The sequence below is a fragment of the Cellulomonas sp. P5_C5 genome, assembly GCF_054049655.1.
Window position 1 is genome coordinate 1 of record NZ_JBFULY010000021.1, and the last position, 23,719, is coordinate 23,719.

Below are 23,719 nucleotides of genomic sequence, written 5' to 3' on the forward strand. Positions count from 1 at the left end.
GTTCCAGTCGGCGTACTGGACGACGTTGCCGCCGTCGGCGGTGGACGCGCCCTGCACCTCGACGGCCTTGCCGCTGTTGCGGGCGATCAGCTGGATGTAGCCGTCGACGTCCTGGATGGAGAACTGCTGGTTGGTGCCGCCGTTGTCGGTCCACTGCTCGATGATGGCGCCATCGGCGGTGGACTTGCCGGTCACGTCGAGGACCTTGCCCGACAGCCGCGACTTCACCTTGTAGTAGCCGTTGCCGGCGTCGAGGAACTGCCACTGCTGCTGGGCGCCGTCGTTGCGCGACCACTGCTTGATCGGGGCGCCGTCGGCGGTGGACAGGTTGTAGACGTCCAGGGCCTTGCCGCTGTTGCGGTTGACCAGCACGTACGACGCGGTGGTGTCGATCGACGCAGCGCTCGCTGCCGACGCCGCGGCCACGGCGGCCACGCCGGTGATCGCGACCGTCATCGCCAGCAGGAACGCCTGGAGGCGCCGCCTCGGTGGATGTTGAGTCCTGCTCATCTGTCCCACTCCTTSGGGGGTCGTGAGGGTGGGGCGCCGGTCGGCGCCCCACCCCTGCTACGGGTGTCGGTCAGCCGACGCGGACGAGCTGCCACTGCTGGTTGGTGCCGTTCCAGTCCGAGYACTGGACGACGTTGCCGCCGTCGACCGTGGAGGCGCCCTGCACCTCGACGGCCTTGCCGCTGTTGCGGGCGATCAGCTGGATGTACCCGTCGATCGTCTGGATGCTGAACTGCTGGTTGGTGCCGCCGTTGTCGGCCCACTGCTCGATGACGGCGCCATCGGCCGTGGACTTGGCGGTGACGTCCAGGACCTTGCCCGACAGCCGCGACTTCACCTTGTAGTAGCCGTTGCCGACGCTGGTGAACTGCCACTGCTGCTGGTTGCCGTCGTTGCGCGACCACTGCTTGATCGGGGCGCCGTCGGCGGTGGACAGGTTGTACACGTCGAGCGCCTTGCCGCTGCCCCGGTTGACCAGCACGTACCAGGCGCTGGTGTCGATCGAGCCGTTCGAGGGCGGGGGGGTGGTGGAGCCGCCCGCGTTGAGGGCGTTCAGCGTCGAGGTGTACGCGGCCTTCTTGTTGCCGGAGCCGTCGAACAGCAGCGCGTTGTCGCTGCCGCGCCACGAGTCGGTGTCGCGCACGCCCCACACGGTGATGCCCTTGCAGCGGCTGACGGCGAGGCACGCCTTGGTCACGGCGGCGTACATGTTCGCCTGGTTGCCACCCTGCTGGATGTCGAGCTCGGTGATCTGCACCTCGACGCCCAGGTCGGAGAAGCGCTGCAGGTTGGCCTGGTAGTCGCCCGGCAGGCTGGTGCCGAGGTGGGACTGGAAGCCGACGCAGTCGATCGGGACGCCGCGGGACTTGAAGTCCTTGACCATGTTGTAGACACCGGTGGACTTCGCGTTGATGCCGTCGGTGTTGTAGTCGTTGTAGCAGAGCTTGGCGTTCGGGTCCGCGTTGCGGGCGGCCCGGAACGCGGCCTCGATCCAGTCGTTGCCGGTGCGCTGCAGGCTGGAGTCGCGGCGGCTGCCGCGGCCGTCGTCAGCGAAGGCCTCGTTGACCACGTCCCAGGCGTAGACCTTGCCCTTGTAGTACGTCGCGACCTTGGTCACGTGGTTGATCGCGGCGTTGCGCAGGGCGCTGCCGGACATGTTCTGCGCCCAGCCGGGCATCTGCGCGTGCCACAGCAACGCGTGTCCGCGGACCTGCTTGCCGTTGCTGCGGGCCCAGTTGGCGATCTGGTCGCCGCGGCTGTAGCTGAACGAGTTCTGCGAGGGCTCGGTCGCGTCCCACTTCATCTCGTTCTCCGCCGTGATCATGTTGAACTCACGATTCGCGATCCCGATGTACGTGGAGTCGCTCATCCGGCCGGCCGCGATCGCCGTACCGAAGTACCGGCCCTTCTCAGCCGCCGACGCACCGAGCGTCGAGGCCGCCTGGGCGGGGTTGGCCAGGGTGACGAGCATGGTCAGCACCAGGCCGGCCACGGCGAGGAGCGCCGCTGCTTGTCGCCTCCAGCCCGTGTGGTGCTGCTGGTGGGGAGTCGTGCGCATGATTTCTCGCTCTCTTTCGGAGACCGCACGGGGGTCGTGCGGTCGACGGTGATCGGGCGTCGCCGGTCAGGGCGTGGTGAGGTCGAAGCTGCGGACCGTGACCGCTCCGCCGAGCGCCTGGGTGGCGTAGTTGAAGATCCCGAACCGGTAGCCCATGAAGAACTCCCAGGAGTTGTTCAGCGTGAACGCGGGCCCCAGGGGGAGGAACGTCGTCCCGTCGGTGCTGTAGGAGAACGTGGCCGTCCGGCCGGAGCCGGGTCGGATGTCCGCGCTGGTGCGCAACCAGATCCGCCCGCCGGACACGTTCGCCGACGCGCGCTCGACCCCGGTGCCCGTGGTCGCCCACGAGCCGCTCATGCTGAGCCCGTCGGTCATCACCACGCGGGTGGCCCCGTTGGTCTTGACGACCCCGATCCACGCCGACGACTGCCGGAGCATCGCGAGCCCCGACTTGTCGCCGTTGGCCATCGCCGAGTAGTCGAGCTCGACCGTGGCCGTCGACGACGGGCCCTGGATGCGGTGCGTCAGGGTGTTGCGGGCGTTGTACAGGTCGTTCGTCACCGTGGCGGTCTGCAGCCGGAGCCCGTTGTTCACGCCGAACCGGTTGGTGTCCGGGTTGTGGTTCCACTCCCACCGGTGGCCCAGCGCGGGGCCGGCGAACGTGTCCTTGCCGATCATCGAGGCGACCGTCTTGGTGGTCGTGATGTTCGGCTTGTTGTAGGTGGCACCCCAGCGGCCGTTGACCGTCTGGAGGGTCGGCCAGCCGTCGGAGGTCCAGGTGATCGGCGCGAGCGTCGGCACGCGRCCGCCCGGGTACGCGTCGGTGAAGGCCATGTACCACCAGTCGCCGGCCTGCGTCTGGACCAGACCACCCTGGTGCGGCACGCCGCCGCCCGAGATCGGACCGGGCAGGTTCAGCAGCACCTCCCGCTGCTCGTACGGACCGAACGGGGAGCTGGAGCGCAGCACGTACTGGCCGTTGGCCGGGCGGGTGAGCCAGATGTAGTAGTAGCCGTTGCGCTTGTAGAACCGGGCGCCCTCAAGGGTGCCGCCGAAGTTCGACGGCACCTGGTACACCGTCTGGGACCGCACCTGCGAGGTGCCGTCGGCGCTCAGCTGCGCGACGCTGATCGTGCCGTTGCCGTAGGCGACGTACATGGTGTCGTTGTCGTCGACCAGCAGGCCGGCGTCGTAGTAGCAGCTGTTGATCCGCGCCTTCTTGGTCCACGTGCCGTCGACCGCCGAGGCGGTGTAGACGTAGGTGCGGTTGAACTCGGTGCACCCGTACCAGTAGTAGGTGCTGTTGCTCTTGCGGTAGCCGAGCGTGGACGCCCAGATGCCCTTGACGTACTTGCGGCCGCCGTTGAGGTCGTAGCCGTTGTCGTCGAAGTCGAGGCGTGGGACGGAGTGGCCCGCGTACTCCCAGTTCACGAGGTCGTACGAGCGCAGGATCGGCGCACCGGGCGAGTAGTGCATCGTCGACGCGGAGTAGTAGTACGCGTCGCCGACGCGGATGATGTCGCCGTCGGCGAAGTCCTGCCAGACCACTGGGTTGGTGAAGGTCCCGCTGGGCGGCGGCGTGGTCGGGTTGGTGCCGCCGAGGCGGACGAGCTGCCACTGCTGGTTGGCGCCATTCCAGTCGGCGTACTGGACGATGTTGCCGCCGTCGGCGGTGGAGGCGCCCTGGACCTCGACGGCCTTGCCGCTGTTGCGGCTGATCAGCTGGATGTAGCCGTCGACGTCCTGGATGGAGAACTGCTGGTTGGTGGCGTTGTTGTCGGTCCACTGGATGATCGCGGCGCCGTCGGCGGTGGACCGGCCGGTGACGTCGAGGACCTTGCCGGACAGGCGTGACTTGAGGCGGTAGAAGCCGTTGCCGGAGTCGACGAACTGCCACTGCTGCTGGGCGCCGTCGTTGCGGGTCCACTGGGTGATGCGGGCGCCGTCGGCGGTGGACAGGTTGTAGACGTCGAGGGCCTTGCCGCTGGTGCGGTTGACCAGCACGTACGACGCGGTGGTGTCGATCGACGCCGCGCTGGCCGGCGGTGCGGCGACCACCACCACGGCCAGCAGCAGACCGGCGATCGCCAGTGCGGTTGCAGCGACGGACTTCCTCATCGTGCGCTCCTTCGCGTCGTGTCCCACGAGCAGGTCCGGTACGCGGCTCGCCCTGGTGGTGTCGTCATCGACACGAGGGCGGGGATGTTAGCGCTCACATCTGCCTGGCCGGCCACGCTCGGAGTGAGGTGGTTCGCCGGAAAAGTAGCGGGATTTACACCGGTGTACAACGCTTTCCGGACACCCGGAACGTTTAGGGCTGCACATGCAGAAGCTCCCGGCAGGATCACGTCCTGCCGGGAGCTGGGGCCCGGTCGTCCTCCGACCAGCGCGTGCGGGAGACGGGATTTGAACCCGCACGCCCTTTCGAGCACCAGGACCTAAACCTGGCGTGGCTGCCGTTTCACCACTCCCGCGCAGCGGAAGTTTCCCACAGGGTCACGCGACCTTGAGGTCCCGACGCAGCTTGGCGACGTGCCCGGTGGCCTTGACGTTGTACTGCGCGAGCTCGACGCGGCCCTCGGCGTCCACGACGACCGTCGAGCGGATCACCCCGGTCACCGTCTTGCCGTAGTTGAGCTTCTCGCCCCAGGCGCCCCACGCCTCGAGCACCGCGTGCTCGGGGTCGGAGCCCAGCGGGAACGTCAGGTGCTCCTGCTCGACGAAGGCGGCGAGCTTGTCGACGGAGTCCGGGGAGACGCCGACGACGGCGAAGCCGGCACCCTGCAGCGACGCGAGCGAGTCCCGGAAGTCGCACGCCTGGGTCGTGCACCCGGGGGTCATCGCAGCCGGGTAGAAGTACACGATCACCCGGCGTCCGCGCAGGTCGGACAGCGTGACGGTGCTGCCGTCCGCGGTCGGCAGCGTGAAGTCGGGGGCAGGGTCGCCGACGGCGAGACGGGGCACGGGATCTCCTGGGACGAGGTGGTCGGGGATGCGGTCAGCCTATGTCGCACGGGTACCGTCGGAACCGTGAGCGACCTCCCCATCCGCATGCTGAACGACCGACTGCTCGTCTCGCTCGACGGCGAGGCGGGGGAGCGGCGCTCGTCCGCGGGCATCGTCATCCCGGCCACCGCCGTCGTCGGCAAGCGGCTCACATGGGGTGCGGTCGTCGCCGCCGGCCAGCACGTCCGGCAGGTCGAGGTGGGCGACCGCGTGCTGTTCGACCCGGAGGACCGCGCCGAGGTCGAGCTCGCCGGGGCGACCTACGTCCTCCTGCGCGAGAAGGACGTGCATGCCGTGGCCGAGCCGCGCGGGGCGGGCGAGGGAACCGGCCTGTACCTCTGATCGTTCATCCACGCGACGCCGTTCGACGGCGTCGGCGTAGCGCCTTGCACCGCGCAGGTCGTGGTGGTGGCATGAGTACGTGGGACCCCCGTCCCCCGAGGAGATCGATCACGATGACCGAGCACGACACCACCCCGGTGGCCCCCGAGGACACACAACCCGTCCGGGACCTGCTCGCCGAGCACGTCCCGCTGGCCCTGATCGTCGACCTGGCGACCCCCGAGGCGACGTCCGCCGAGATCCTCGAGACCGAGGGGCTTCCCGACGAGGCGTGGTGGGAGCAGGACCAGGCGTGAGCGTCGAGTGACGGTCGTCACGGCGCCTGGTTTCGATTGGCAGATCGGGCGCCCGGCCTGCTAGCGTTCTCAACCGCGCGCCATTAGCTCAATTGGCAGAGCAGCTGACTCTTAATCAGCGGGTTCGGGGTTCGAGTCCCTGATGGCGCACCACCTGACCGGCGGCTTCACCCTCGTGGTGGAGCCGCTTCGTCGTTCGTGCAGGGAGTCCCAGTACCGGACCCGGCGGCCTCGATAGCCGCACGCCCTGCGCACGTCCGCACCGTGGGCGACCATGGGCCCGAGGGTCAGCGGCGGCTGAGCCGCGGACGAGCCGGAGGGACGGAACCTGTCATGGCAGAGGGTCGCGAGTTCGACGTCGTGGTGATCGGCGGCGGAGCGGTGGGGGAGAACGTCGCCGACCGCGCCGGCCGGACGGGGCTGAGCGTCGCGCTGGTCGAGGACGCCTTGGTCGGCGGTGAGTGCTCGTACTGGGCGTGCATGCCGTCGAAGGCGCTGCTGCGGCCGGGTGCGGCGCTCGCGGCTGCCCGTGGCGTGCCGGGTGCCGCCGCGGCCGTGACGGGCGACGTGGACGTCGCCGCCGCGTTCGCCCGTCGTGACGAGGTGACCCACCGCTGGGACGACAGCTCGCAGGTCGACTGGGTGGAGAGCACCGGGATCACTCTGCTGCGCGGGCACGCGCGGTTCACCGGGGAGCGGGTGCTGACGGTCGACGGAGCGGACGGGCCGGTCCGGGTGACCGCGCGGCACGCGGTCGTCGTCGCGACTGGCTCTGCTGCGGTGGTCCCGCGCGTCGAGGGCCTCGCGGAGCTGCCGCCCTGGACCAGCCGCGAGGCGACCTCCGCGCAGCACGTCCCCGCACGGCTGGCCGTCCTCGGGGGCGGCGTCGTCGGCGTCGAGATGGCGACGGCATTCGCGGACTTCGGCAGCACGGTGACCCTGGTCGTGCGCGGCGACCGGCTCCTGGCCAACGCCGAGCCGTTCGCGGGGGAGGCGGTCGCGTCGGCGCTGTCGGCCCTCGGCGTGACGGTGCTGTTCGGCACGGAGACACAGTCCGTCCGGCGCGAGGCGGACGGCGTGCACCTGAGCACCGGGGCGGGGCCGGACCTCGTGGTCGACGAGGTGCTCGTCGCGACGGGCCGCCGACCGCGGACGGCGGACCTGGGGCTGGAGACGCTCGGTCTCGAGCCCGGCAAGCCCCTGACCGTGGACGACGCCCTCCAGGTCACGGGCGCCGACGGTGGGTGGCTGTTCGCGGTCGGTGACGTCTCCGGGCGGACGGCCACCACCCACCAGGGCAAGTACGACGCCCGCGTGGTCGGTGACGTCATCGCGGCCCGCTTCGACCCGCGGTCCTCCGCGTCGGACTCGCCGGACGGAGCGACCGCGGGGGACCGTTCCCTGAGCGCCGACGACGAGCGAGCGGCCGCGCCGTGGAGCCGCTACCTGGCGACCGCGGACGTCGCGGCCGTCCCCCAGGTCGTGTTCTCCCGGCCGGAGGTCGCGTGGGTCGGCCTGAGCGAGGCGGACGCCAGGGCGCAGGGTCTCGACGTGCGGGTGGTCGGGTACGACCTCGAGAACGTCGCGGGTGCCGCGGTCTTCGCTCAGGACTACGCGGGCCGCGCGCAGATCGTGGTCGACGAGGCGCGCGGTGTGATCGTCGGCGCGACGTTCGTCGGGCCCGAGGTGGCGGAGATGCTGCACGCGGCGACGATCGCGGTCGTCGGGGAGGTCCCGCTGGACCGGCTGTGGCACGCGGTGCCGTCGTACCCGACCGTCAGCGAGGTCTGGCTCCGCCTGCTCGAGACCGCAGGCTTCTGACCTTCCAGGCGCCGACCGCTGCTCGGGGTCGCGACGACACGCGACGGGGGCCCGGACGCKCGCGTCCGGGCCCCCGTCGTGCGATCGGTCAGCTGTCGGCGGCGAGGGACCCGTCGCTCGACAGCACCAGGCCGATGGCCGCCTCACCCTGACGCACGGCCTGGCCGATCAGGCCGAAGTCGTACGACTGGAAGTCGGCGAACTCGATGCCGTACGTCTCCTCGAGACCGAGCTGGCAGAACGGGCGCTCGGGGCACTCGGCCGGACCCGCCAGGACCAGACCACCGCAGTTGGCGGCGAGGTCGCTGAGCGTCGTGAGGTCGTGCTCCGTCGCGAACTCGCTGGTCACGGCGAACGCGTTCTGGTCCTGCGCCGCGGACGGCGCGCCGACGACGAGGCCGGCGGCGTCCGCGAGGGGGGTCAGCGCAGCCACCGTCTCGTCGACGTCCGCCGATGCCACCGACTCGGCGTCGGCACCGTTCTGCTGCGCGTTGAGGAAGTCCGCGAGCGTCGCCGCGTACTCCGGGACCGCGGTGAGCGTCCCGTCGGCGAGCGGCGGGAGGTACGTCTCCCGGTTGCCGATCGTCCGCACCTCGACCGTGAAGCCGGCGGTCCGCAGCACGGCCGCGTAGATCTCCGCGAGCGTGGCGCTCTCCGAGAAGTTCGCCGCGCCGATGACGAGCGGTGCACCGGCACCGACAGCGCCGTCCGCTGCGGCGAGGTCCTCGGTGTCGACGAACTCCTGCGCGACCTCGCTCGACGTGCGCCGGTCGATGTCGACGGCCTTGTTCAGCTCGATCAGCTTGTCCGTGTCGAGTGCGGCGGACACGCTGTCCAGGAGCTCGACGACGGCGGGGTTCGCCGTCGCGGCGGCCTTGTTCACCGCGGGGATGATGTTGTCCGCGTTCTGCAGGCCCTTGTCGTCCTCGAGGACGACGAGCTTCTCGCCCGCGATCGGGTCGCAGGTGGCCAGGCCGGACGTGCCGGACGACGTGGGGTCGGCCTCGCCGCCGCCGGAGCCGGGGCTGCCGCAGGCGCCGAGCGCCAGGGTGGCGATGGCGACCAGGGTCAGGGTGGTGGAGCGTCTCGCTCGCATCGTGCTCTCCTCGTGGAGTCGGCAGGGGGTGGTCCAGGTGACGGCCGAAACTGCCGCCGGAGGATGTCAGGCCGAAGAACCCGACCTATTCGATCCGCTTGTCGGAGCCTCGGCAAGCGCTGGGGACGTGATCTGCGCCCGTCTTGTGCGCCGCGACGGCGTGTCCGAGGTGTCCCGCGCCAGCGCCCGCAGCCCTCGCGGGGTCAGCAGGCGCTGGGCGATCGCGAGCAACCCCTCGGAGACCAGGCACAGCCCGGCGACCAGGATGCCGCCGGCCAGCACCTGCCCGTAGTCCTGCGTCCCGAAGCCGGTGACCACGATCGTGCCGAGGCTGCGGCCGCCGACGAGCGCCGCCAGCGGGACGGTGGCGAGCACCTGCACGGACGCGGTGCGGATGCCGGCGGCGATGAGGGGGACCGCGAGCGGCACCTCCACCGCCCACAGGCTGCGCCGGCTCGACATCCCCACGCCGCGCGCGGCGTCGCGGACGTCGGCGTCGACCTCCCCGAGGCCCGTCACCGTGTTGGTGAGCAGCGGCGGCACGGCGAACACGGCGCACGCGAGCACCGTCGCGGTGTTGCCGAACAGCCCGCTCGCGGCGAGCAGGGTGAGCAGCGCGAGCGTCGGCAGGGCGCGCGTCGTGTTGGCGACGACGACGCCGGCCGTGGCGCCGCGGCGGCGGTGACCGAGCCACAGGCCGGTCGGCAGTGCGACGACCGCGGCGAGCAGGACGGCCAGGAACGACACGATGATGTGGTCGCGCGTCAGGGCGATGACACCGTTGCGACCCGTCCAGTTCAACGGGTCGTTCAGCCAGAGGAACGCTTCCTGGAGGACGTCCACGTCACACCGGCCTCTCGGCGCGCGCCCACGGGGTGAGCCGGCGACCGATGCCCGCGAGGACCAGGTCGCACACCAGCGCGAGCAGGAGGCACAGCACCGTCGCCGTCATGATCTCCGCGTGGTAGTTGCTGCGGAAGCCGCGGAACATCAGCTGGCCGAGCCCGCCGTACCCGACCACGACCCCGACGGTGACCAGCGCGACCGTGGTCACCGTGGCGAGCCGGAGCCCCGCGACGATGCTGGGCAGGGCCTGCGGCAGCTCGACCGCGAACAGCAGCCTCGCGCGGCCGTAGCCCATGCCGCGGGCGGCGTCCCGGACCGCCGGGTCCACGCCCTGCAGGCCGACCAGCACGTTCCGGGTCAGGACGAGCAGGGCGTACGAGACCAGCCCGATGAGGACGGTGGTCCGTCCGATGCCGGTGTACGGCGCCAGGATCGCGAAGAGGGCGAGGGACGGCACCGTGTAGAGGACGCCCGCGACGCCGAGCACAGGACCGGCCAGCCGCGGCCGCAGGTGTGCCAGCGCACCGAGCGGCAGCGCGAGCACGAACGCGATGACGACCGCCTGGAACGTCAGCGACGCGTGCTGCTCCAGGTAGCGCGCGATGTCCTGGGAGTTGCGCTCGACGTACTCCCACGAGAACCACGGGTTGGGTGGTGCCCCGGCCAGACGCATGGCGTGAAACGTACCCGCGGCCTCCGACATGCGCAGGATCTGCGACTGTCGGACGCAGCGACTAGCGTCCTGGAGGTGGCAGACGACCCGGCGATCGCCTTCGAGCACGTCAGCAAGTCCTACGCGTCCGGGCGCGGTGAGTCCGGTGCGGCGGTCGACGACCTGACCCTCGCGGTGCAGCCGCACGAGGTGCTCGTGCTCGTCGGCCCGTCGGGGTGCGGCAAGACCACCACCCTGCGCATGGCGAACCGCCTCGTCGAGCCCACGTCCGGACGGATCCTGCTCCAGGGTGAGGACGTCACGACGGTCGACCCCGTGGGGCTGCGCCGCCGGATGGGCTACGTGATCCAGAACGTCGGGCTCTTCCCGCACCGGACGGTCGCACAGAACGTGGCCACGGTCCCGGGCCTGGTCGGCTGGGACCGCAAGCGGACGGCCGCCCGGGTCGAGGAGCTGCTCGACCTCGTCGGGCTGCCGCCCGACCGGTACGCCCGACGGTTCCCGCACGAGCTCTCGGGTGGCGAGCGTCAGCGCGTCGGGGTCGCCCGCGCGCTGGCCACGGACCCCCCGGTGCTCCTCATGGACGAGCCGTTCGGTGCGGTGGACCCGGTGGGCCGGCGTCGCCTGCAGACCGAGTTCGCGCGGATCCAGCGCGCGCTCGGCATCACCGTGATGCTCGTCACGCACGACATCGACGAGGCCGTGCGCATGGCGGACCGCGTGGCAGTGCTCAGCCCCGGCGCCCAGATCGAACAGCTCGCGTCTCCGCTCGACATCGTCGCCCGCCCCGCGACGCCCGCCGTGGCGGACCTGGTCGGGCGCGGTCGCACGGCCCGCCTGCTGGCACTCGGACGTCTGGAGCGCGCTGACCTGGACCCCGGCGTCGTCGAGAACACAGTCGGTACGGGCCGCGACTCTCTCCAGGTCGGTGCCGAGCTGGGTGACGTGCTGTCGGCGCTCGTCGGAGCGGAGGGACCCGTGCCGGTCCACGACGAGCACGGCCGCGTCGTCGGCAGCGTCACCCCGGCGACCGTCGTACGCGCCCTCGACCGTCTGACGGAGCCCGACGACGAGACGCACGACACAGCAGACGTCGACGCCCCCGTCGGTACGCTGCCCAGGTGACCACGACGACGGCCCGACTCGCGTTCGCCACCTGTGCCGAGCTGCCCGAGCTCGACCCCGACGACCAGCTCCTGCGCGACGCGCTGCTCGAGCGCGGCATCGCCACGGACGCCGTCGTCTGGGACGACCCGACCATCGACTGGGGCACGTACGACCACGTCATGATCCGGTCCACCTGGGACTACACGGACCGGCCCGCGCAGTTCGCCGACTGGACCCGCCGCGTCGAGCGGACCAGCACCCTGCTCAACCCCGCCTCGGTGGTGGGCTGGAACATCGACAAGACGTACCTGCGGGACCTGGAGAAGGCCGGTCTGCCGATCGTGCCGACCATCTGGCTGGACCCCGAGCGCAACCACGACTCGCGCGCCATCCACACGCGCTTCCCGGCGTTCGGCGACTTCGTCATCAAGCCGACGGTGAGCGCGGGCGCCCGGGACACCGGGCGCTACGACGCGGGCGTCACGCAGCAGCGCTCGCTGGCGATCACGCACGCGAAGAACCTGCTCAGCGTGGGTCGCCGCGTGATGATCCAGCGCTACCTGCGCAACGTCGACACGACGGGGGAGACGGCACTGGTCTTCATCGAGGGTCAGTTCAGCCACTCCGTCCGCAAGGGCGCCCTGCTCGACGGGCCCTACCGGGAGCAGCTGGCGGACGAGCTGTACCGGCAGGAGATCATGACGGCGCGGGAGGCGAGCGATGCTGAGCGTGAGCTCGGTGAGCGCGTCGTCGCGGCCCTGCCCACGCTCGCACCGGGTGCGGACGGGCCCCTGCTCTACGCCCGCGTCGACCTGATCCCGGACGACGAGGGCAACCCCGTGGTCCTCGAGGTCGAGCTCACCGAGCCGTCCTTGTTCCTCGCGCACGGGGAGGGCTCTGCGGCGCGAGTCGCGGACGCGATCGCCGCTCGACTCTGACTCCGACGGACAGTGGCCGAGGCCACTGTCCGTCGGTTCCAGAACTGCTCCCCGCCTCGGGTACACTTCTGGACGGCCCGGCGTCCGCGTCGGGTGATCGTGGTGGCTATAGCTCAGGTGGTAGAGCACCTGGTTGTGGTCCAGGGGGTCGCGGGTTCAAGTCCCGTTAGCCACCCCATCGCGTCGGGCGTCGACCTTCTGGTCGGCGCCCGCCGCCGTTTCGGGGCCACGCCGCCTGGCCGCGGACCGGGCCTACGGCCGCAAGGTTCCCTTGACCGACGTCGCGACGACCTCCGCGGCGATCTTCTTCGCCGCCGCCGAGTCGGGGCCCGGCTGGGCCGGCAGGAGCGCGGCGCGGTAGTACCGCAGCTCGTCGATGCTCTCCAGGATGTCCGCCAGCGCGCGGTGCCCACCGTTCTTGCGGGGGGACGCGAAGTACACGCGCGGGTACCAGCGGCGGGCGAGCTCCTTGATCGACGACACGTCGATGACCCGGTAGTGCAGGTACGCCACGAGCTCGGCCATGTCACGGTCGAGGAACGCCTTGTCGGTGCCGACGGAGTTGCCCGCCAGCGGAGCCTTGCCGGGGTCCGGCACCCACGTGCGGATGTAGTCGAGGACGATCGCCTGGGCGTCCTCGAGCGTGGTGCCCGTCGCCAGCTGGTCCAGCAGGCCGGACGTGGTGTGCATCGTGCGGACGAAGTCGTTCATCTGCTCGAGCGACTCGGCGGGCGGCGAGATGACGACGTCGACCCCCTCGCCCAGCACCCTCAGCTCGGAGTCGGTCACCACGACCGCGACCTCGACCAGCGCGTCGGCGCCGAGGTCGAGCCCGGTCATCTCGCAGTCGATCCAGACGATGCGGTCGGCGCTCTCCTGGCCGGTCTGGGCGGCGGGCGGGGGCGTCGGCGTGCTGGTCACGCACGTCAGCCTAGGGGGCGTCGTGCGTCGGCGCGGTCGTGGCGTCGTCGTGTCCCGGTTAGCGTCGGTGCATGTCGGACGAACCCGCCCTCGCGCCACCGACCACGTCGGCGTTCGCCGCGCTGCGCGCGCGGCCCGTGCTCTGGGCGGTCCTGCCGGGTCTCGTCCTCGTCGTCGCCGGGCTCGGGGTGTTCCTGTCCGTGCTCGACGGCGTGCGGGAGAAGGACGACCTGTGGGACCTGGACCAGCCCGTCCTCGACTGGCTCGTCGTGCACCGGAGCGCCGGGTGGACCTCCGTGCTGGCGGCCATCACGTTCGTGACCGGGCCGACGGTCCTGCCGGTCGTCGTCGGGGTCGCGTGCCTGGTCTGGGGCCTGGTGCGGCACGAGTGGTGGCGACCGCTGCTCCTCGCCGGGGCGATGATCGCGTCCACCGTGATCAGCCTCGCGGTCAAGGGCCTGGTGGGACGCGAGCGACCTCCCGAGGACACGATGTTCGTGCCCGGCGCCGAGACGACCGCGTCGTTCCCGTCCGGGCACACCATCGGGACCGCGACGTTCCTGCTCGTGGCCGGCTACCTCGTGTGCAGCAGGAACCCGTCGGTGGCACGGATCGTGGCGTGGGGGGTCGCGACCGTCGTCGGCACCGCCCTGGTCGCCCTGAGCCGGCTGTACCTCGGCTACCACTTCCTCACCGACGTCGTGGCGGCCGTGGCGCTCGCGGTCGTCGTGCTCGGCGTCGTCAGCGTCGTGGACCGGCTGCACACCGGACCACCGTCGGCCTCAGCGGTGTGACTCCGGACCGGGGACCGTCGAGGCCAACCAGGCGGCGACCGGGACGATCACGGCGACCGTCCCCGCGATCCACAGGCTCGCGGTCCAGGACGTGCCGGCCCACAGCAGGACGCCCAGCGTGCAGGCTCCCGCGACGAGACCGAGACCGATCCGTTCGAGCCAGCGGACGAGGAACCGCCCGAGACGCGATCGGGCGGGCAGCTGCGCCGCCGGGTCCGAGGTGTTGTGCCGACCCATCAGAGCCGCCCGCGGGACCCGCGACGCGGGCGGGGTTGGCTCGGCATGGCGACATGGTGGCATGCATGACGGTGGGCGCGGACCAGTTCCTCGGCGAGGAGCGGTCCGCGCCCACCAGGGTGCGGATCATCGGGCGACGAGGACGCCGACGGGGTTCGTCGGACGCGCCTGGACGCGCCGCGGATCCGGAGGTCGACCGACGTTCGCGGTCGGCTGTCTGGCGTGGTGCGCGGCCTCGCGGACGCGCGCCTGGTGCGACTGAGCGAGGCGCTCGGCCTGGGCCTGGCGCGTGAGCTCGTAGGTCTGGATCGGGTTCACGGGGTGCTCCTCGGGCATGACGGTGTCCGGGCCGGAGCCCGGACGATCTGGGTGGTGTGGAAGTACTCGACCACGCACCGTCGGTCGTCGTCACCTGATTTTTCTGCCGCTTTCGACCGTTTTGTGCTGGCAGGATCTCGATGGGCGGCGCCCGTCTGCTGTCTGGTCCGGCAGCGCGGTCCGGGAGAGGCTGCACCGGTGACCGCTCCCGTCGTCGCCGCTCCGGCCACGAGCACCGACGCCCAGCCACGTATCGGTCTCGCGCTCGGCACCGCGCTCTACGTGGCGTCGGTGCTCGGCACCGGGATCCTCCTGCTGCCGACCCTCGCCGCCCGTGCGGCCGGCCCGGCGTCCCTCGTGGCCGTCGCCCTCGTGCTGCTCGCCTCCGTCCCGCTCGCCGCAGCGTTCGCCGCCCTCGCCACCCGGCACCCGGACTCCGGCGGGGTCGCGACCTACGTCCGGCTCGCCCTCGGAGCCACCGCGGCACGGATGACGGGCTACTGGTTCTTCTTCGGTGTCTGCGTCGGAGCGCCCGTCGTCGCCCTGCTCGGGGCGCAGTACGTCGTCGCGATGCTCGGTGGCGCCCAGTGGCACGTCTACCTCGTCGGCGCGGCGTTCCTCGTCCCACCGCTCGTCACCAACGCCGTCGGCCTCCGGCTCGCCGGACCCGTCCAGCTCGCGCTCACCGGCGCGCTCGTCATCCTCGTCGTCGGCGTGGTGCTGGTGTCGCTGCCCGCGGCGGACCCGGCGAACCTCGTGCCCTTCGCGCCGCACGGGTGGGCGGGGGTCGGCGCAGCGGCCAGCCTCTTCGTCTGGGCGTTCGCCGGCTGGGAGGCCGTCACGCACCTCGCAGGCGAGTTCCGGGACCCACGACGGACCATCCCGCGTGCGACCGCGATCGCGCTCGTCGTCGTCGGGGTCGCGTACCTGGCCCTGCAGTACGTGACGGTGACCGTGCTCGGCGACGGCGCCGCCTCGTCGGACGTGCCGCTCATGGACCTCGTCGACGTCGGGCTGCCCGGGGTCGGCCGGGTCGCGGTGGCCGTCGTCGCGGGGATCGTCACGCTCGGCGTGCTCGGCACCTACGTCGGGGCCTTCGCCAAGCTCGGCGCATCGCTCGGTCGCGACGGGGACCTGCCCCGGTGGGTGGCCCGAGGCGCACAGCCCGGCGGCGTGCCACGACGCGCGCTCCTCGTCGTCACCGCGCTGGTCACCGTGTACTTCGCGCTCGCCGTGGCCACCGGCGGGGAGCTCGAGCCGTTCGTGCTCGTGCACACCAGCTGCATGGTGGCCATCTACGCCGTGGGCATGGCCGCCGCCGTGCGGCTGCTCGACCGGGGGAGCGCCGGGTGGTGGGCGGCCGTCGCCGCGTGCGTCCTGTCGCTCGGGCTCGCCGCGCTCGCGGGGTGGCACCTCGTCGTGCCGCTCGCGCTCGCGCTGGTGGCCGTGGCGGTCGGAGCGTTGCGACGCGTCAGGGTGCCGTCCGCCAGGTGACCTGTGTCGGCGTCGTCCACAGATGTGGTCGGCCTGGGTTCCGGTGCGTCCGGAATCGGTAGGTTCTCCCGCATGCGTGGACGGGGCAGCACAGCAGGGGCATGGGTGGCGTGGCAGCGGCGGGTGGTTCCGGCGGTGCTCGGGGTGGCACTGGTGGCTGGGTGTAGCGGTGGTGGTCCTGAGCCTGCGGAGTCGACGGCGCCGCCCATCGTGGAGGTGACACCGACGCCGACCCCCACACCGACGGCGGTCGCGAAGCCCGAGCGGCCCGAGGCGATGGACGAGCCGACGACGGAGGGCGCGATCGCGGCGGCGACATACTTCTTGTCGCTATACGACTACGCGTTCTCGTCCGGTGACTCGAGGCCGCTCCTGGCAATGTCAGCGGAGTCGTGCGAGTACTGCACATACGTCGACGATCAGATCCAGTCGATGGTGGCCAGCGGCTACGCGAGCGTCCGTGAGCCCGCCGAGGTCACTCACTCCGACAGCACAGAGATCCGAGCGGACGAGTGGTTCCGGGTTGCACTCCGTGCGGAACAAGGACCACTCATCACGGTCGCACCTGATGGCACGCGCACCCAGACATCCGACGGAGGAGTGGCGGACTTCGTGTTCGCGATCGCTTGGACCGGCGACGGCTGGCGGGTTGAGGGCGTCGACGTCGAGGCACCGGAGGCATGAGGCCGAGTCTGATCGCATCGCTTCTCACGGCAGCCGCTCTTATGCCTGCGGCAGGAGAGAGCCCGCCACCGCTGCCCCCGGGCCTCGGAGACTTCCGGCAGGACGCCGGGACCGCCCCCGACGGCCATGGCTATGGCATTCTCGCCAACTGGTCGTACCGGCAGGCCGCCGATGACGCCCCTGGTGGGACTGGGCCGAGCGTCGTGCCCTCAACTATCTGGGAGTACATGACCTCGGTGGCGTGCTTGGAGGCGTCAGGTCGCTGGACGCCGGCCGGTGAGGGTGGCGCGTGCGAGAGGGGCGTCCCGCAGGCTGCCGCGTTGGACTGTGGTGGGCAGGTGTGGGTAGAGCCGCGCTGGCGGCGCTTTCAGGTCCCGCCCGCGACGGACTGGAGCCCGTGGCGGCAGCTGGACTATGGCTCGTGCGGCGGTGACGTGGTGCCGGTGCTGACGGCGGAGGAGTTCCAACGGTTGCCGTTGCCTGCGCCCGCGGTGCACATGCAGCCGGACACGGGCTGGGTGCTGGTGAACAAGGAGACGATCGCCTACACCGACCCGACTGCGGTGACGCTGACGACGCAGCTGCTGGGCCGGATGGTCACGGTCGAGGCGACGCCGTCGCGGTTCACCTACGAGTGGGGCGACGGGTCGGACCCGGACCGAACCAGCGACCCGGGTGCGCCGTACCCGGCATTCGACGTGTTCCACATCTACGAGGACCTCGGCGAGGTCGCCATCACGATCACCACGGAGTGGTCGGGCCGGTACCAGGTCGAGGGCGACCCGCAGTGGCGCGACGTCACCGGCACCGCGACGACGACCGCGACCGGCCCCGTGTTCGAGGTCCAGGAACGCCGTTCCCACCTGGTCACCGGCCTGTGCACGGACGAACCGAAACCCGCCGACTGCTAGCAACTCGGTGCTTCCGGCGAGGGCCGGGTTGGCCGAGGCCGTGTTTCGACTGTTGCTGAGGCGCTCCGGGCTTAAGCAGGGGTCGCTTCCCCGACGGCTGGACGGAGCGGTGCCTCGGTTCCGGGGCCCGGCGGAGCTCCGTGTGGGTGCCCCCGGCAGGACTCGAACCTGCAACCTACGGATTAGAAGGCCGTTGCTCTATCCATTGAGCTACGGGGGCTGGACGTGCGCCCACAAGCCTAACGGCGAGGCGCACGGTCCCGTGCTCGGCACGAACCGGGCAGGGCCGCACCGCGTGGCGCGTTTTGCCAGGTCAGATCGCACCACGACAATGGTCKGGTGAGCGCACAGCCCGGCACCGCGCCAGTGCAGCCTGTGCCGACCGCGCAGCCACCGGCCGCACACGCGCGCCATGCCGCCTCCGACCCGCGCGACGTCCTCGCTCGACCGCTGGCGGCGACGTCGCTGCTCGACGCGGTCCGGGACCTGCACCGCGACGTGGAGCGCACCGGGTTCCCGCTGGAGATCGACGGGATCGCGTCGGCGCGGGCGTCGCGGGCGCGGCTCGTCGACCAGCTCGGCGAGCACCTGGTGCCGCGCCTCACGGAGCTGTCCGCGCCGGCGGTCGTGGTGATCTCGGGGTCGACGGGTGCGGGCAAGTCGACGCTGGTGAACTCGTTGGTGGGGTCCGAGGTGAGCACCGCGGGGGTGCTGCGGCCGACGACGCGTCGGCCGGTGCTGGTGCACAACCCGCTCGACGAGGAACTCCTGTCGCACCACCCTGTCCTGGAGTCGGTGAGTGTCGTCGCCGACGAGCAGGTACCGCGGGGGATCGCTCTTCTCGACGCGCCGGACCTCGACTCGGTGCTGGAGTCGAACCGGGAATCGGCCCACCGGCTGCTCGAGGCGGCTGACCTGTGGCTCTTCGTGACGACGGCAGCCCGGTACGGCGACGCGCTCCCGTGGCGGGTCCTGCAGGGGGCCGTCGAGCGTGGGGCGTCCATCGCGATGGTGCTCAACCGGGTCCCGCCGGCGTCGTTGCCGACGGTGCGCGGCGACCTCCTGGACCGGCTCCGGGGTCATGGGCTGCAGGGGTCGCCGCTGTTCGTCGTCCCGGACCTGGGCCCGCACGAAGGGCTGCTGCCGGCGGCGGTGGTGGCACCGATCCGGCGCTGGCTCGCCATGCTGGCCGGTCCGGACCGCGCGCGCACGGTCATCGGCAGGACGCTGCGGGGGTCGCTCGCCGCGCTGCGCCCGTGGGTCGACGAGCTGGCTGAGGCGGTGCAGGCGCAGGCCGACGCGGCGGGCACGATCGCGTCGGTGCTCGACGCGGCGGTCGAGGCACCCACCGCACAGGCGTCGGCGTCGATCCGCGGCGGTGCCGTCGCGGACGGTGCGGTGCGGGCGCGGTGGTCGGAGCTCTCGGCGGACAGCGGTCCGCTCGGTCGCGTGGTGCGTCCGTCGGGTCGGATCCGGGGTTCTGCGCGGGAGGGCCGCGCGCGGGTCGCCGCGGTCGAGCCGTTGGTGGAGGACCTGACCCGGTCGGCCGCGGCCACCCTGACCGCTGCGGGCGCGCACACGGAAGGCGTCCTGCGGGCTGCGCTCACGGGGCCGGACGCGCCTGCGGGGGGTGCGTCCGTCGACGCGGCGTGGGAGTCGTCGACGCTGCGTACCGGTCGACGGAGCACCGCGGAGCAGGCTGCGCGCGCGTGGACGGCCCAGGGTCCGCGTGTGGTGCGCGCCGCACTGACCGTCGGACCCGTCGAGACGACGCCCGACGGGATCGCGCGGCCGCGCCGGGACGTCGCTCGCGAGGCCCGTCGGCGGACCAAGGCCGTGAACGCCCTGGGGGACGAAGGGCTGGCGGCTGTCGCGCTCGCCGCGGCCTCGGGGGTGCGTGAGGCGCGGGACCTCCTGGTGGACCTGATCGACGCCGCCGGAGAGCGCGCTGCCGACGAGCTGCGGGACGACCTGGTCGCCCGGGTGGCGGGCCAGGTGGCGATCGAGCGTGCTGCGGTCGGCGAGGTGCTGTCCGACCCGGACCTCGCCGAGGACGCCTCGTCGCGACTGCGGCTGCGGCTCGCCGTGCTGAAGGGACTCACGTGACGGACACGACGGGCTCGACACTGCACGGTGAGGACACGGCAGCGCTGACGGCTCGTGTCGACGCGCTCGGCAGGGCGCTCGCGATCGGCGGTGCGCGTCTGTCGCCGGCCGTCGTGAAGCGGGTCGTCGCGACGGTCGACAGCGTGCACGAGCGGCTCGACCTCGGCGTGGACCACACGGTGGTCGCGCTCGTCGGCGGAACCGGGTCGGGCAAGTCGAGCCTGTTCAACGCGATCTGCCGGCTCGACTTCGCCGACGTGGGCGTCCGGCGGCCGACGACGTCGGAGATCACGGCGTGCGTGTGGGGCGACGACGGTGGGCCGCTGCTCGACTGGCTCGGGGTCGTGCCGGACCGCCGCATCGAGCGCGAGAGCCTGCTCGACGGGGAGAGCGAGGCGGCGCTGCGTGGTCTCGTGCTCCTCGACCTGCCCGACCACGACTCGATCGCCCCGGAGCACCGGGAGGTCGTCGACCGGCTGCTGCCGCAGGCGGATCTGCTCGCGTGGGTGGTCGATCCGCAGAAGTACGCCGACGACGCCCTGCACAGCGGTTACCTCCGACGGCTCGTCGGGCATGAGGCGTCGATGGTCGTGGTGCTCAACCAGGTCGACACCGTGCCGCCCGACGTGCGGCCCGCCCTGCTGGCGGACGTCGAGAACCTGCTGGTCGATGACGGGCTGACCGGTGTCCCGGTCCGGGAGGCGTCCGCGCGTACCGGTGAGGGCCTGGTCGCCCTCCGTGAGCTCCTGGCCACCTACGTCGAGTCGCGCTCGCTGGCGGCCCGGCGGGCGGGCGCCGAGCTGAACGACGCCGCCACCCTGCTCGCAGCGGAGGTCGCCGCGCGCGAGCCGGCTCCGGCCGCCCTGTCGGTGACCGACGTCGTCGACCGGCTGGCGGCCGCGATCGGGCTGCCCGCGGTGGCCGCGGGCGTCGGCGCGGCGGTGCGGACGGGATCGTCCTCGACGCCCGGGTTCGGTGCGGTCCAGGAGGACGCGGTCGAGCTGGCGCGGGCGACGTGGCTCGAGGCCGTGACGACGGGTCTGCCACGGCGGTGGGGCAAGGACGTCGCCTCGCGGGTGGCGTCGACGACCGAGATGCGGCTCGCCGTGACCGACGCGTTGACCCAGCTGACGCTCACCGCGCGGCGTTCCGGTCTCGCGCTGGGGCTGACGGTCGCCGCCGTCGCGCTCGCGGGTGCAGCGCTGCTCGTCGGGTCCGTCGCGATCGGCTCGCTGGTCGGGCCGGGGGAGGCGAACGTGTGGGCTCCCGTGGGCGCCGTCGTGCTGCTCGTCGCGTCGGTGCTCGCGTTCGTCGCGGCCGGGGCGGCCCGGCGGTCGGCGGGTCGGCGGCGGACCGCACGGGTGCTGCAGGACGGCCGCGCGGCGCTGGAGAACGTGGCGCGCGCGCGGCTCGCCGTTCCGACGGAGGCGGTCCTGGCCKAGCACCGCACGGTCCGCGAGCTCGCCGCCGCCGCCCGGGCCTGACCCGCCCACAGCCCCGCCGCACAGCGCGCCGCGCACCGGTTCGCCGTGCTCGACCACGCCCGGTTCGGCCCGCGCTGACCCTGGTCGCACGAGCCCCGCAGCCGTCGGGGCACTGAGCACCGGAGGTACCCCATGAGCATGCAGTCCCTGGACCTGACCGTCGTCGGGTGGATCGGCACGGACGTGCGGATCCACCACGAGTCGGACGGTGGTGTCCCGTTCTCGACGTTCCGGCTGGGCAGCACCCGCCGCTGGTTCGACAAGCAGGCCGGCGTGTGGCGTGACGCGCAGACCGAGTGGTTCAACGTGAAGGTCTGGCGCACCACCGCGCTGAACGCTGCGCGGTCCCTGCGCAAGGGCGACCCGGTGATCGTGCAGGGGGTGCTGTCGACCGAGGAGTGGGTCGGCGCCGACGGGCCGCGCACCTCGCTCGTGCTGGACGCGAGCGCGCTCGGTCCCAACCTGGCGTTCGGCAGCAGCCACTTCGCGCGGAACGTGAGCCCGACGCAGGCCGCCGGGACGGAGGACGCGCCGACCGACGTCTCCGACTACGAGGAGCTGCCGGACGACGAGGGAGCCGGTCTGGCGCCCGTGGCCGACGAGGAGCAGGAGCTCGCGCTGGCCGGCGTCAGGTGATCGCCTAGGCTGGGGCACCGGCAGCCCGACGACGTGGCCGGTCGGACCGCGCGCACAGCGCAAGCGCGGTCGACCAGCCTCGCGGGCGAGCCGGACCGCAGTGCCCCGAGAACCGCGCCCTGAGAACCCAGCGTGCGGGGCGACCCCCATCGAGCATTGAGGCGGACGAAGAGCCAGTGGCTGAGTTCATCTACTCCATGTACAAGACGCGCAAGGCGCACGGCGACAAGGTCATCCTCGACGACGTCACCCTGAACTTCCTGCCGGGTGCCAAGATCGGCGTCGTCGGACCCAACGGCGCCGGCAAGTCGACGATCCTCAAGATCATGGCAGGTCTCGACCAGCCGTCGAACGGCGAGGCGCGCCTGAGCCCCGGCTACACGGTCGGCATCCTGCAGCAGGAGCCGCCGCTGAACGAGTCCAAGACGGTGCTCGGCAACGTCGAGGAGGGCGTCGCCGAGATCAAGGGCAAGCTCGACCGCTACAACGAGATCTCCGTGCTCATGTCCGAGCCGGACGCCGACTTCGACGCCCTGCTGGCGGAGATGGGTGTCCTGCAGGAGGCCATCGACGCGGCCGACGCGTGGGACCTCGACGCCCAGCTCGACCAGGCGATGGACGCGCTGCGCTGCCCGCCGCCGGACGCCGACGTGACCGTGCTGTCCGGTGGTGAGCGCCGCCGCGTGGCCCTGTGCAAGCTGCTCCTGGAGAAGCCCGACCTGCTGCTCCTCGACGAGCCCACCAACCACCTGGACGCCGAGAGCGTGCTCTGGCTGGAGGCGCACCTGAAGGACTACCCCGGCGCCATCCTGGCCGTCACCCACGACCGGTACTTCCTCGACCACGTGGCCGAGTGGATCTGCGAGGTCGACCGCGGCCGGCTGTACCCGTACGAGGGCAACTACTCGACGTACCTGGAGAAGAAGGGCGAGCGCCTCGCCATCCAGGGCAAGAAGGACCTGAAGCTCGCCAAGCGCCTCAAGGAGGAGCTCGAGTGGGTGCGGTCCAACGCCAAGGGCCGCCAGACCAAGTCGAAGTCGCGCCTCGCGCGCTACGAGGAGATGGCGGCGGAGGCGGACCGCACCAGGAAGCTGGACTTCGAGGAGATCCAGATCCCGCCGGGTCCGCGCCTGGGCTCGATCGTGCTGGAGGCGAAGGGCCTGGAGAAGGGCTTCGACGGGCGCGTGCTCATCGACGGTCTCAGCTTCACGCTCCCGCGCAATGGCATCGTCGGCGTCATCGGYCCCAACGGCGYSGGCAAGACSACGCTGTTCAAGACGATCGTCGGGCTCGAGCCGCTGGACGGGGGCGACCTGAAGGTCGGCGAGACCGTCAACATCTCCTACGTCGACCAGTCACGTGGCGGGATCGACCCCAAGAAGACGCTGTTCGAGGTCGTCTCCGACGGGCTGGACTTCCTCAAGGTCGGCAACGTCGAGATGCCGTCGCGGGCGTACGTCGCCGCGTTCGGCTTCAAGGGCCCGGACCAGCAGAAGCCCGCGGGTGTCCTGTCCGGTGGTGAGCGCAACCGTCTCAACCTCGCGCTCACGCTCAAGCAGGGCGGCAACCTGCTGCTGCTCGACGAGCCCACCAACGACCTGGACGTCGAGACGCTCGGGTCGCTGGAGAACGCGTTGCTCGAGTTCCCCGGCTGCGCCGTCGTGGTGTCCCACGACCGCTGGTTCCTCGACCGGGTGGCGACGCACATCCTGGCCTACGAGGGCACCGAGGAGAACCCGGGCAACTGGTACTGGTTCGAGGGCAACTTCGCCTCCTACGAGGAGAACAAGGTGGAGCGGCTCGGCGCCGACGCGGCCCGCCCGCACCGGGTGACGTACCGCAAGCTGCGCCGCGACTGACGGCACCGACGAAGCCGCCTGCTCCCCGGGGAGCGGGCGGCTTCGTCGTCGATGAGCCGCCTGCGACCTGCGCGGATACGCT

At 71.7% G+C, this 23,719-nt stretch carries 23 protein-coding genes and 4 tRNA genes; 15 read left to right on the top strand and 12 right to left on the bottom strand.

Annotated features, from left to right (window positions below; genetic code table 11):
* The 5 genes from ACXJKF_RS15770 to bcp form a co-directional block, all read right to left on the bottom strand.
* On the bottom strand, positions 1-510 hold a 510-nt coding region (locus ACXJKF_RS15770; RefSeq protein WP_456788659.1), incomplete at its 3' end, for an RICIN domain-containing protein.
* Between the two features lie 70 nt (positions 511-580).
* On the bottom strand, positions 581-2,068 hold the full coding sequence (locus ACXJKF_RS15775) for an endo-1,4-beta-xylanase (RefSeq protein ID WP_456788660.1): 1,488 nt from the start codon (positions 2,066-2,068) through the stop codon (positions 581-583).
* 66 nt (positions 2,069-2,134) lie between these two features.
* Positions 2,135-4,186 (bottom strand): family 43 glycosylhydrolase, encoded by a 2,052-nt coding sequence (locus ACXJKF_RS15780; protein WP_456788661.1) that lies wholly within the window; start codon positions 4,184-4,186, stop codon positions 2,135-2,137.
* Positions 4,187-4,459: 273 nt separating this feature from the next.
* Positions 4,460-4,542, bottom strand: a tRNA-Leu gene (locus ACXJKF_RS15785).
* Between the two features lie 22 nt (positions 4,543-4,564).
* Positions 4,565-5,032, bottom strand: a complete 468-nt coding sequence (gene bcp, locus ACXJKF_RS15790; protein WP_456788662.1) for a thioredoxin-dependent thiol peroxidase — start codon at positions 5,030-5,032, stop codon at positions 4,565-4,567.
* 87 nt (positions 5,033-5,119) lie between these two features.
* On the opposite strand from bcp, the gene ACXJKF_RS15795 reads away from it, so the two are divergent.
* The 4 genes from ACXJKF_RS15795 to ACXJKF_RS15810 all read left to right on the top strand — a co-directional run bounded on the left by ACXJKF_RS15795 (position 5,120) and on the right by ACXJKF_RS15810 (position 7,533).
* Positions 5,120-5,416, top strand: coding sequence for a GroES family chaperonin (locus ACXJKF_RS15795; protein ID WP_456788728.1), 297 nt, complete (start codon positions 5,120-5,122; stop codon positions 5,414-5,416).
* Positions 5,417-5,529: 113 nt separating this feature from the next.
* The gene (locus tag ACXJKF_RS15800) at positions 5,530-5,712 is read left to right on the top strand and encodes a hypothetical protein (protein ID WP_456788663.1); all 183 of its coding nucleotides are present in this window, start codon (positions 5,530-5,532) and stop codon (positions 5,710-5,712) included.
* A 77-nt stretch (positions 5,713-5,789) separates the two neighbouring features.
* Positions 5,790-5,865 (top strand) — tRNA-Lys (locus ACXJKF_RS15805).
* 180 nt (positions 5,866-6,045) lie between these two features.
* Complete coding sequence (locus tag ACXJKF_RS15810; RefSeq protein WP_456788664.1) at positions 6,046-7,533, top strand: dihydrolipoyl dehydrogenase family protein; 1,488 nt, start codon at positions 6,046-6,048, stop codon at positions 7,531-7,533.
* Between the two features lie 88 nt (positions 7,534-7,621).
* Here the strand turns inward: ACXJKF_RS15810 and ACXJKF_RS15815 are convergent, their stop codons facing one another.
* The 3 genes from ACXJKF_RS15815 to ACXJKF_RS15825 form a co-directional block, all read right to left on the bottom strand.
* Positions 7,622-8,629 (bottom strand): glycine betaine ABC transporter substrate-binding protein, encoded by a 1,008-nt coding sequence (locus ACXJKF_RS15815; protein ID WP_456788665.1) that lies wholly within the window; start codon positions 8,627-8,629, stop codon positions 7,622-7,624.
* A 66-nt stretch (positions 8,630-8,695) separates the two neighbouring features.
* Positions 8,696-9,472 carry an ABC transporter permease gene (locus ACXJKF_RS15820; protein ID WP_456788666.1) on the bottom strand — a complete coding sequence of 259 codons (777 nt, stop codon included), beginning with the start codon at positions 9,470-9,472 and terminating at the stop codon, positions 8,696-8,698.
* A gap of 1 nt (position 9,473) precedes the next feature.
* Entirely contained in the window at positions 9,474-10,148 is a 675-nt protein-coding gene (locus ACXJKF_RS15825) for an ABC transporter permease (RefSeq protein ID WP_456788667.1), read from the bottom strand.
* Between the two features lie 75 nt (positions 10,149-10,223).
* Here ACXJKF_RS15825 and ACXJKF_RS15830 point away from each other — a divergent pair, with 75 nt between their 5' ends.
* The 3 genes from ACXJKF_RS15830 (at position 10,224) to ACXJKF_RS15840 (ending at position 12,371) form a co-directional block, all read left to right on the top strand.
* Positions 10,224-11,273: an ABC transporter ATP-binding protein gene (locus ACXJKF_RS15830; RefSeq protein ID WP_456788668.1), complete on the top strand. Its 1,050-nt coding sequence runs from the start codon at positions 10,224-10,226 to the stop codon at positions 11,271-11,273.
* The gene (locus tag ACXJKF_RS15835) at positions 11,270-12,193 is read left to right on the top strand and encodes an ATP-grasp domain-containing protein (protein WP_456788669.1); all 924 of its coding nucleotides are present in this window, start codon (positions 11,270-11,272) and stop codon (positions 12,191-12,193) included. The genes ACXJKF_RS15830 and ACXJKF_RS15835 overlap by 4 nt, the downstream gene beginning before the upstream one ends.
* Positions 12,194-12,295: 102 nt before the next feature.
* Positions 12,296-12,371, top strand: a tRNA-His gene (locus ACXJKF_RS15840).
* A gap of 74 nt (positions 12,372-12,445) precedes the next feature.
* On the opposite strand, the gene orn is transcribed toward ACXJKF_RS15840, so the two are convergent.
* Positions 12,446-13,114, bottom strand: a complete 669-nt coding sequence (gene orn / locus ACXJKF_RS15845) for an oligoribonuclease (RefSeq protein WP_456788670.1) — start codon at positions 13,112-13,114, stop codon at positions 12,446-12,448.
* Positions 13,115-13,185: 71 nt separating this feature from the next.
* Between orn and ACXJKF_RS15850 the strand changes: the two genes are divergently transcribed.
* Positions 13,186-13,908, top strand: a complete 723-nt coding sequence (locus ACXJKF_RS15850) for a phosphatase PAP2 family protein (protein WP_456788671.1) — start codon at positions 13,186-13,188, stop codon at positions 13,906-13,908.
* On the opposite strand, the gene ACXJKF_RS15855 is transcribed toward ACXJKF_RS15850, so the two are convergent.
* On the bottom strand, positions 13,897-14,145 hold the full coding sequence (locus tag ACXJKF_RS15855) for a hypothetical protein (RefSeq protein ID WP_456788672.1): 249 nt from the start codon (positions 14,143-14,145) through the stop codon (positions 13,897-13,899). The genes ACXJKF_RS15850 and ACXJKF_RS15855 overlap by 12 nt on opposite strands.
* 126 nt (positions 14,146-14,271) lie before the next feature.
* Positions 14,272-14,463, bottom strand: coding sequence for a hypothetical protein (locus tag ACXJKF_RS15860; RefSeq protein WP_456788673.1), 192 nt, complete (start codon positions 14,461-14,463; stop codon positions 14,272-14,274).
* Positions 14,464-14,661: 198 nt separating this feature from the next.
* On the opposite strand from ACXJKF_RS15860, the gene ACXJKF_RS15865 reads away from it, so the two are divergent.
* The 3 genes from ACXJKF_RS15865 (at position 14,662) to ACXJKF_RS15875 (ending at position 17,552) form a co-directional block, all read left to right on the top strand.
* Positions 14,662-15,957 (top strand): APC family permease, encoded by a 1,296-nt coding sequence (locus ACXJKF_RS15865; protein ID WP_456788674.1) that lies wholly within the window; start codon positions 14,662-14,664, stop codon positions 15,955-15,957.
* 144 nt (positions 15,958-16,101) lie between these two features.
* Positions 16,102-16,641 (top strand): DUF6318 family protein, encoded by a 540-nt coding sequence (locus tag ACXJKF_RS15870; protein WP_456788675.1) that lies wholly within the window; start codon positions 16,102-16,104, stop codon positions 16,639-16,641.
* 437 nt (positions 16,642-17,078) lie between these two features.
* Positions 17,079-17,552: a hypothetical protein gene (locus ACXJKF_RS15875; RefSeq protein WP_456788676.1), complete on the top strand. Its 474-nt coding sequence runs from the start codon at positions 17,079-17,081 to the stop codon at positions 17,550-17,552.
* Between the two features lie 147 nt (positions 17,553-17,699).
* Here the strand turns inward: ACXJKF_RS15875 and ACXJKF_RS15880 are convergent.
* Positions 17,700-17,772: transfer RNA gene (locus ACXJKF_RS15880), tRNA-Arg, on the bottom strand.
* Between the two features lie 119 nt (positions 17,773-17,891).
* Between ACXJKF_RS15880 and ACXJKF_RS15885 the strand changes: the two genes are divergently transcribed.
* From ACXJKF_RS15885 to ettA, 4 genes are all read left to right on the top strand, one after another.
* Positions 17,892-19,658 carry a GTPase gene (locus ACXJKF_RS15885; protein WP_456788677.1) on the top strand — a complete coding sequence of 589 codons (1,767 nt, stop codon included), beginning with the start codon at positions 17,892-17,894 and terminating at the stop codon, positions 19,656-19,658.
* Positions 19,655-21,142, top strand: a complete 1,488-nt coding sequence (locus ACXJKF_RS15890) for a GTPase (RefSeq protein WP_456788678.1) — start codon at positions 19,655-19,657, stop codon at positions 21,140-21,142. Before ACXJKF_RS15885 ends, ACXJKF_RS15890 begins: the two co-directional genes overlap by 4 nt.
* Positions 21,143-21,274: 132 nt before the next feature.
* Positions 21,275-21,778 carry a single-stranded DNA-binding protein gene (locus tag ACXJKF_RS15895; RefSeq protein WP_456788679.1) on the top strand — a complete coding sequence of 168 codons (504 nt, stop codon included), beginning with the start codon at positions 21,275-21,277 and terminating at the stop codon, positions 21,776-21,778.
* Positions 21,779-21,954: 176 nt separating this feature from the next.
* Positions 21,955-23,637 carry an energy-dependent translational throttle protein EttA gene (gene ettA, locus ACXJKF_RS15900; protein WP_456788680.1) on the top strand — a complete coding sequence of 561 codons (1,683 nt, stop codon included), beginning with the start codon at positions 21,955-21,957 and terminating at the stop codon, positions 23,635-23,637.
* Positions 23,638-23,719: the final 82 nt, after the last annotated feature.

Bases quoted from the DNA above. Each gene is read 5' to 3' on its own strand.
- ACXJKF_RS15795 (WP_456788728.1), top strand. From the start codon at position 5,120: ATGCTGAACGACCGACTGCTCGTCTCGCTCGACGGCGAGGCGGGGGAG.
- ACXJKF_RS15800 (WP_456788663.1), top strand. From the start codon at position 5,530: ATGACCGAGCACGACACCACCCCGGTGGCCCCCGAGGACACACAACCC.
- ACXJKF_RS15810 (WP_456788664.1), top strand. From the start codon at position 6,046: ATGGCAGAGGGTCGCGAGTTCGACGTCGTGGTGATCGGCGGCGGAGCG.
- ACXJKF_RS15815 (WP_456788665.1), bottom strand. From the start codon at position 8,629: ATGCGAGCGAGACGCTCCACCACCCTGACCCTGGTCGCCATCGCCACC.
- ACXJKF_RS15825 (WP_456788667.1), bottom strand. From the start codon at position 10,148: ATGCGTCTGGCCGGGGCACCACCCAACCCGTGGTTCTCGTGGGAGTAC.
- ACXJKF_RS15850 (WP_456788671.1), top strand. From the start codon at position 13,186: ATGTCGGACGAACCCGCCCTCGCGCCACCGACCACGTCGGCGTTCGCC.
- ACXJKF_RS15855 (WP_456788672.1), bottom strand. From the start codon at position 14,145: ATGGGTCGGCACAACACCTCGGACCCGGCGGCGCAGCTGCCCGCCCGA.
- ACXJKF_RS15895 (WP_456788679.1), top strand. From the start codon at position 21,275: ATGAGCATGCAGTCCCTGGACCTGACCGTCGTCGGGTGGATCGGCACG.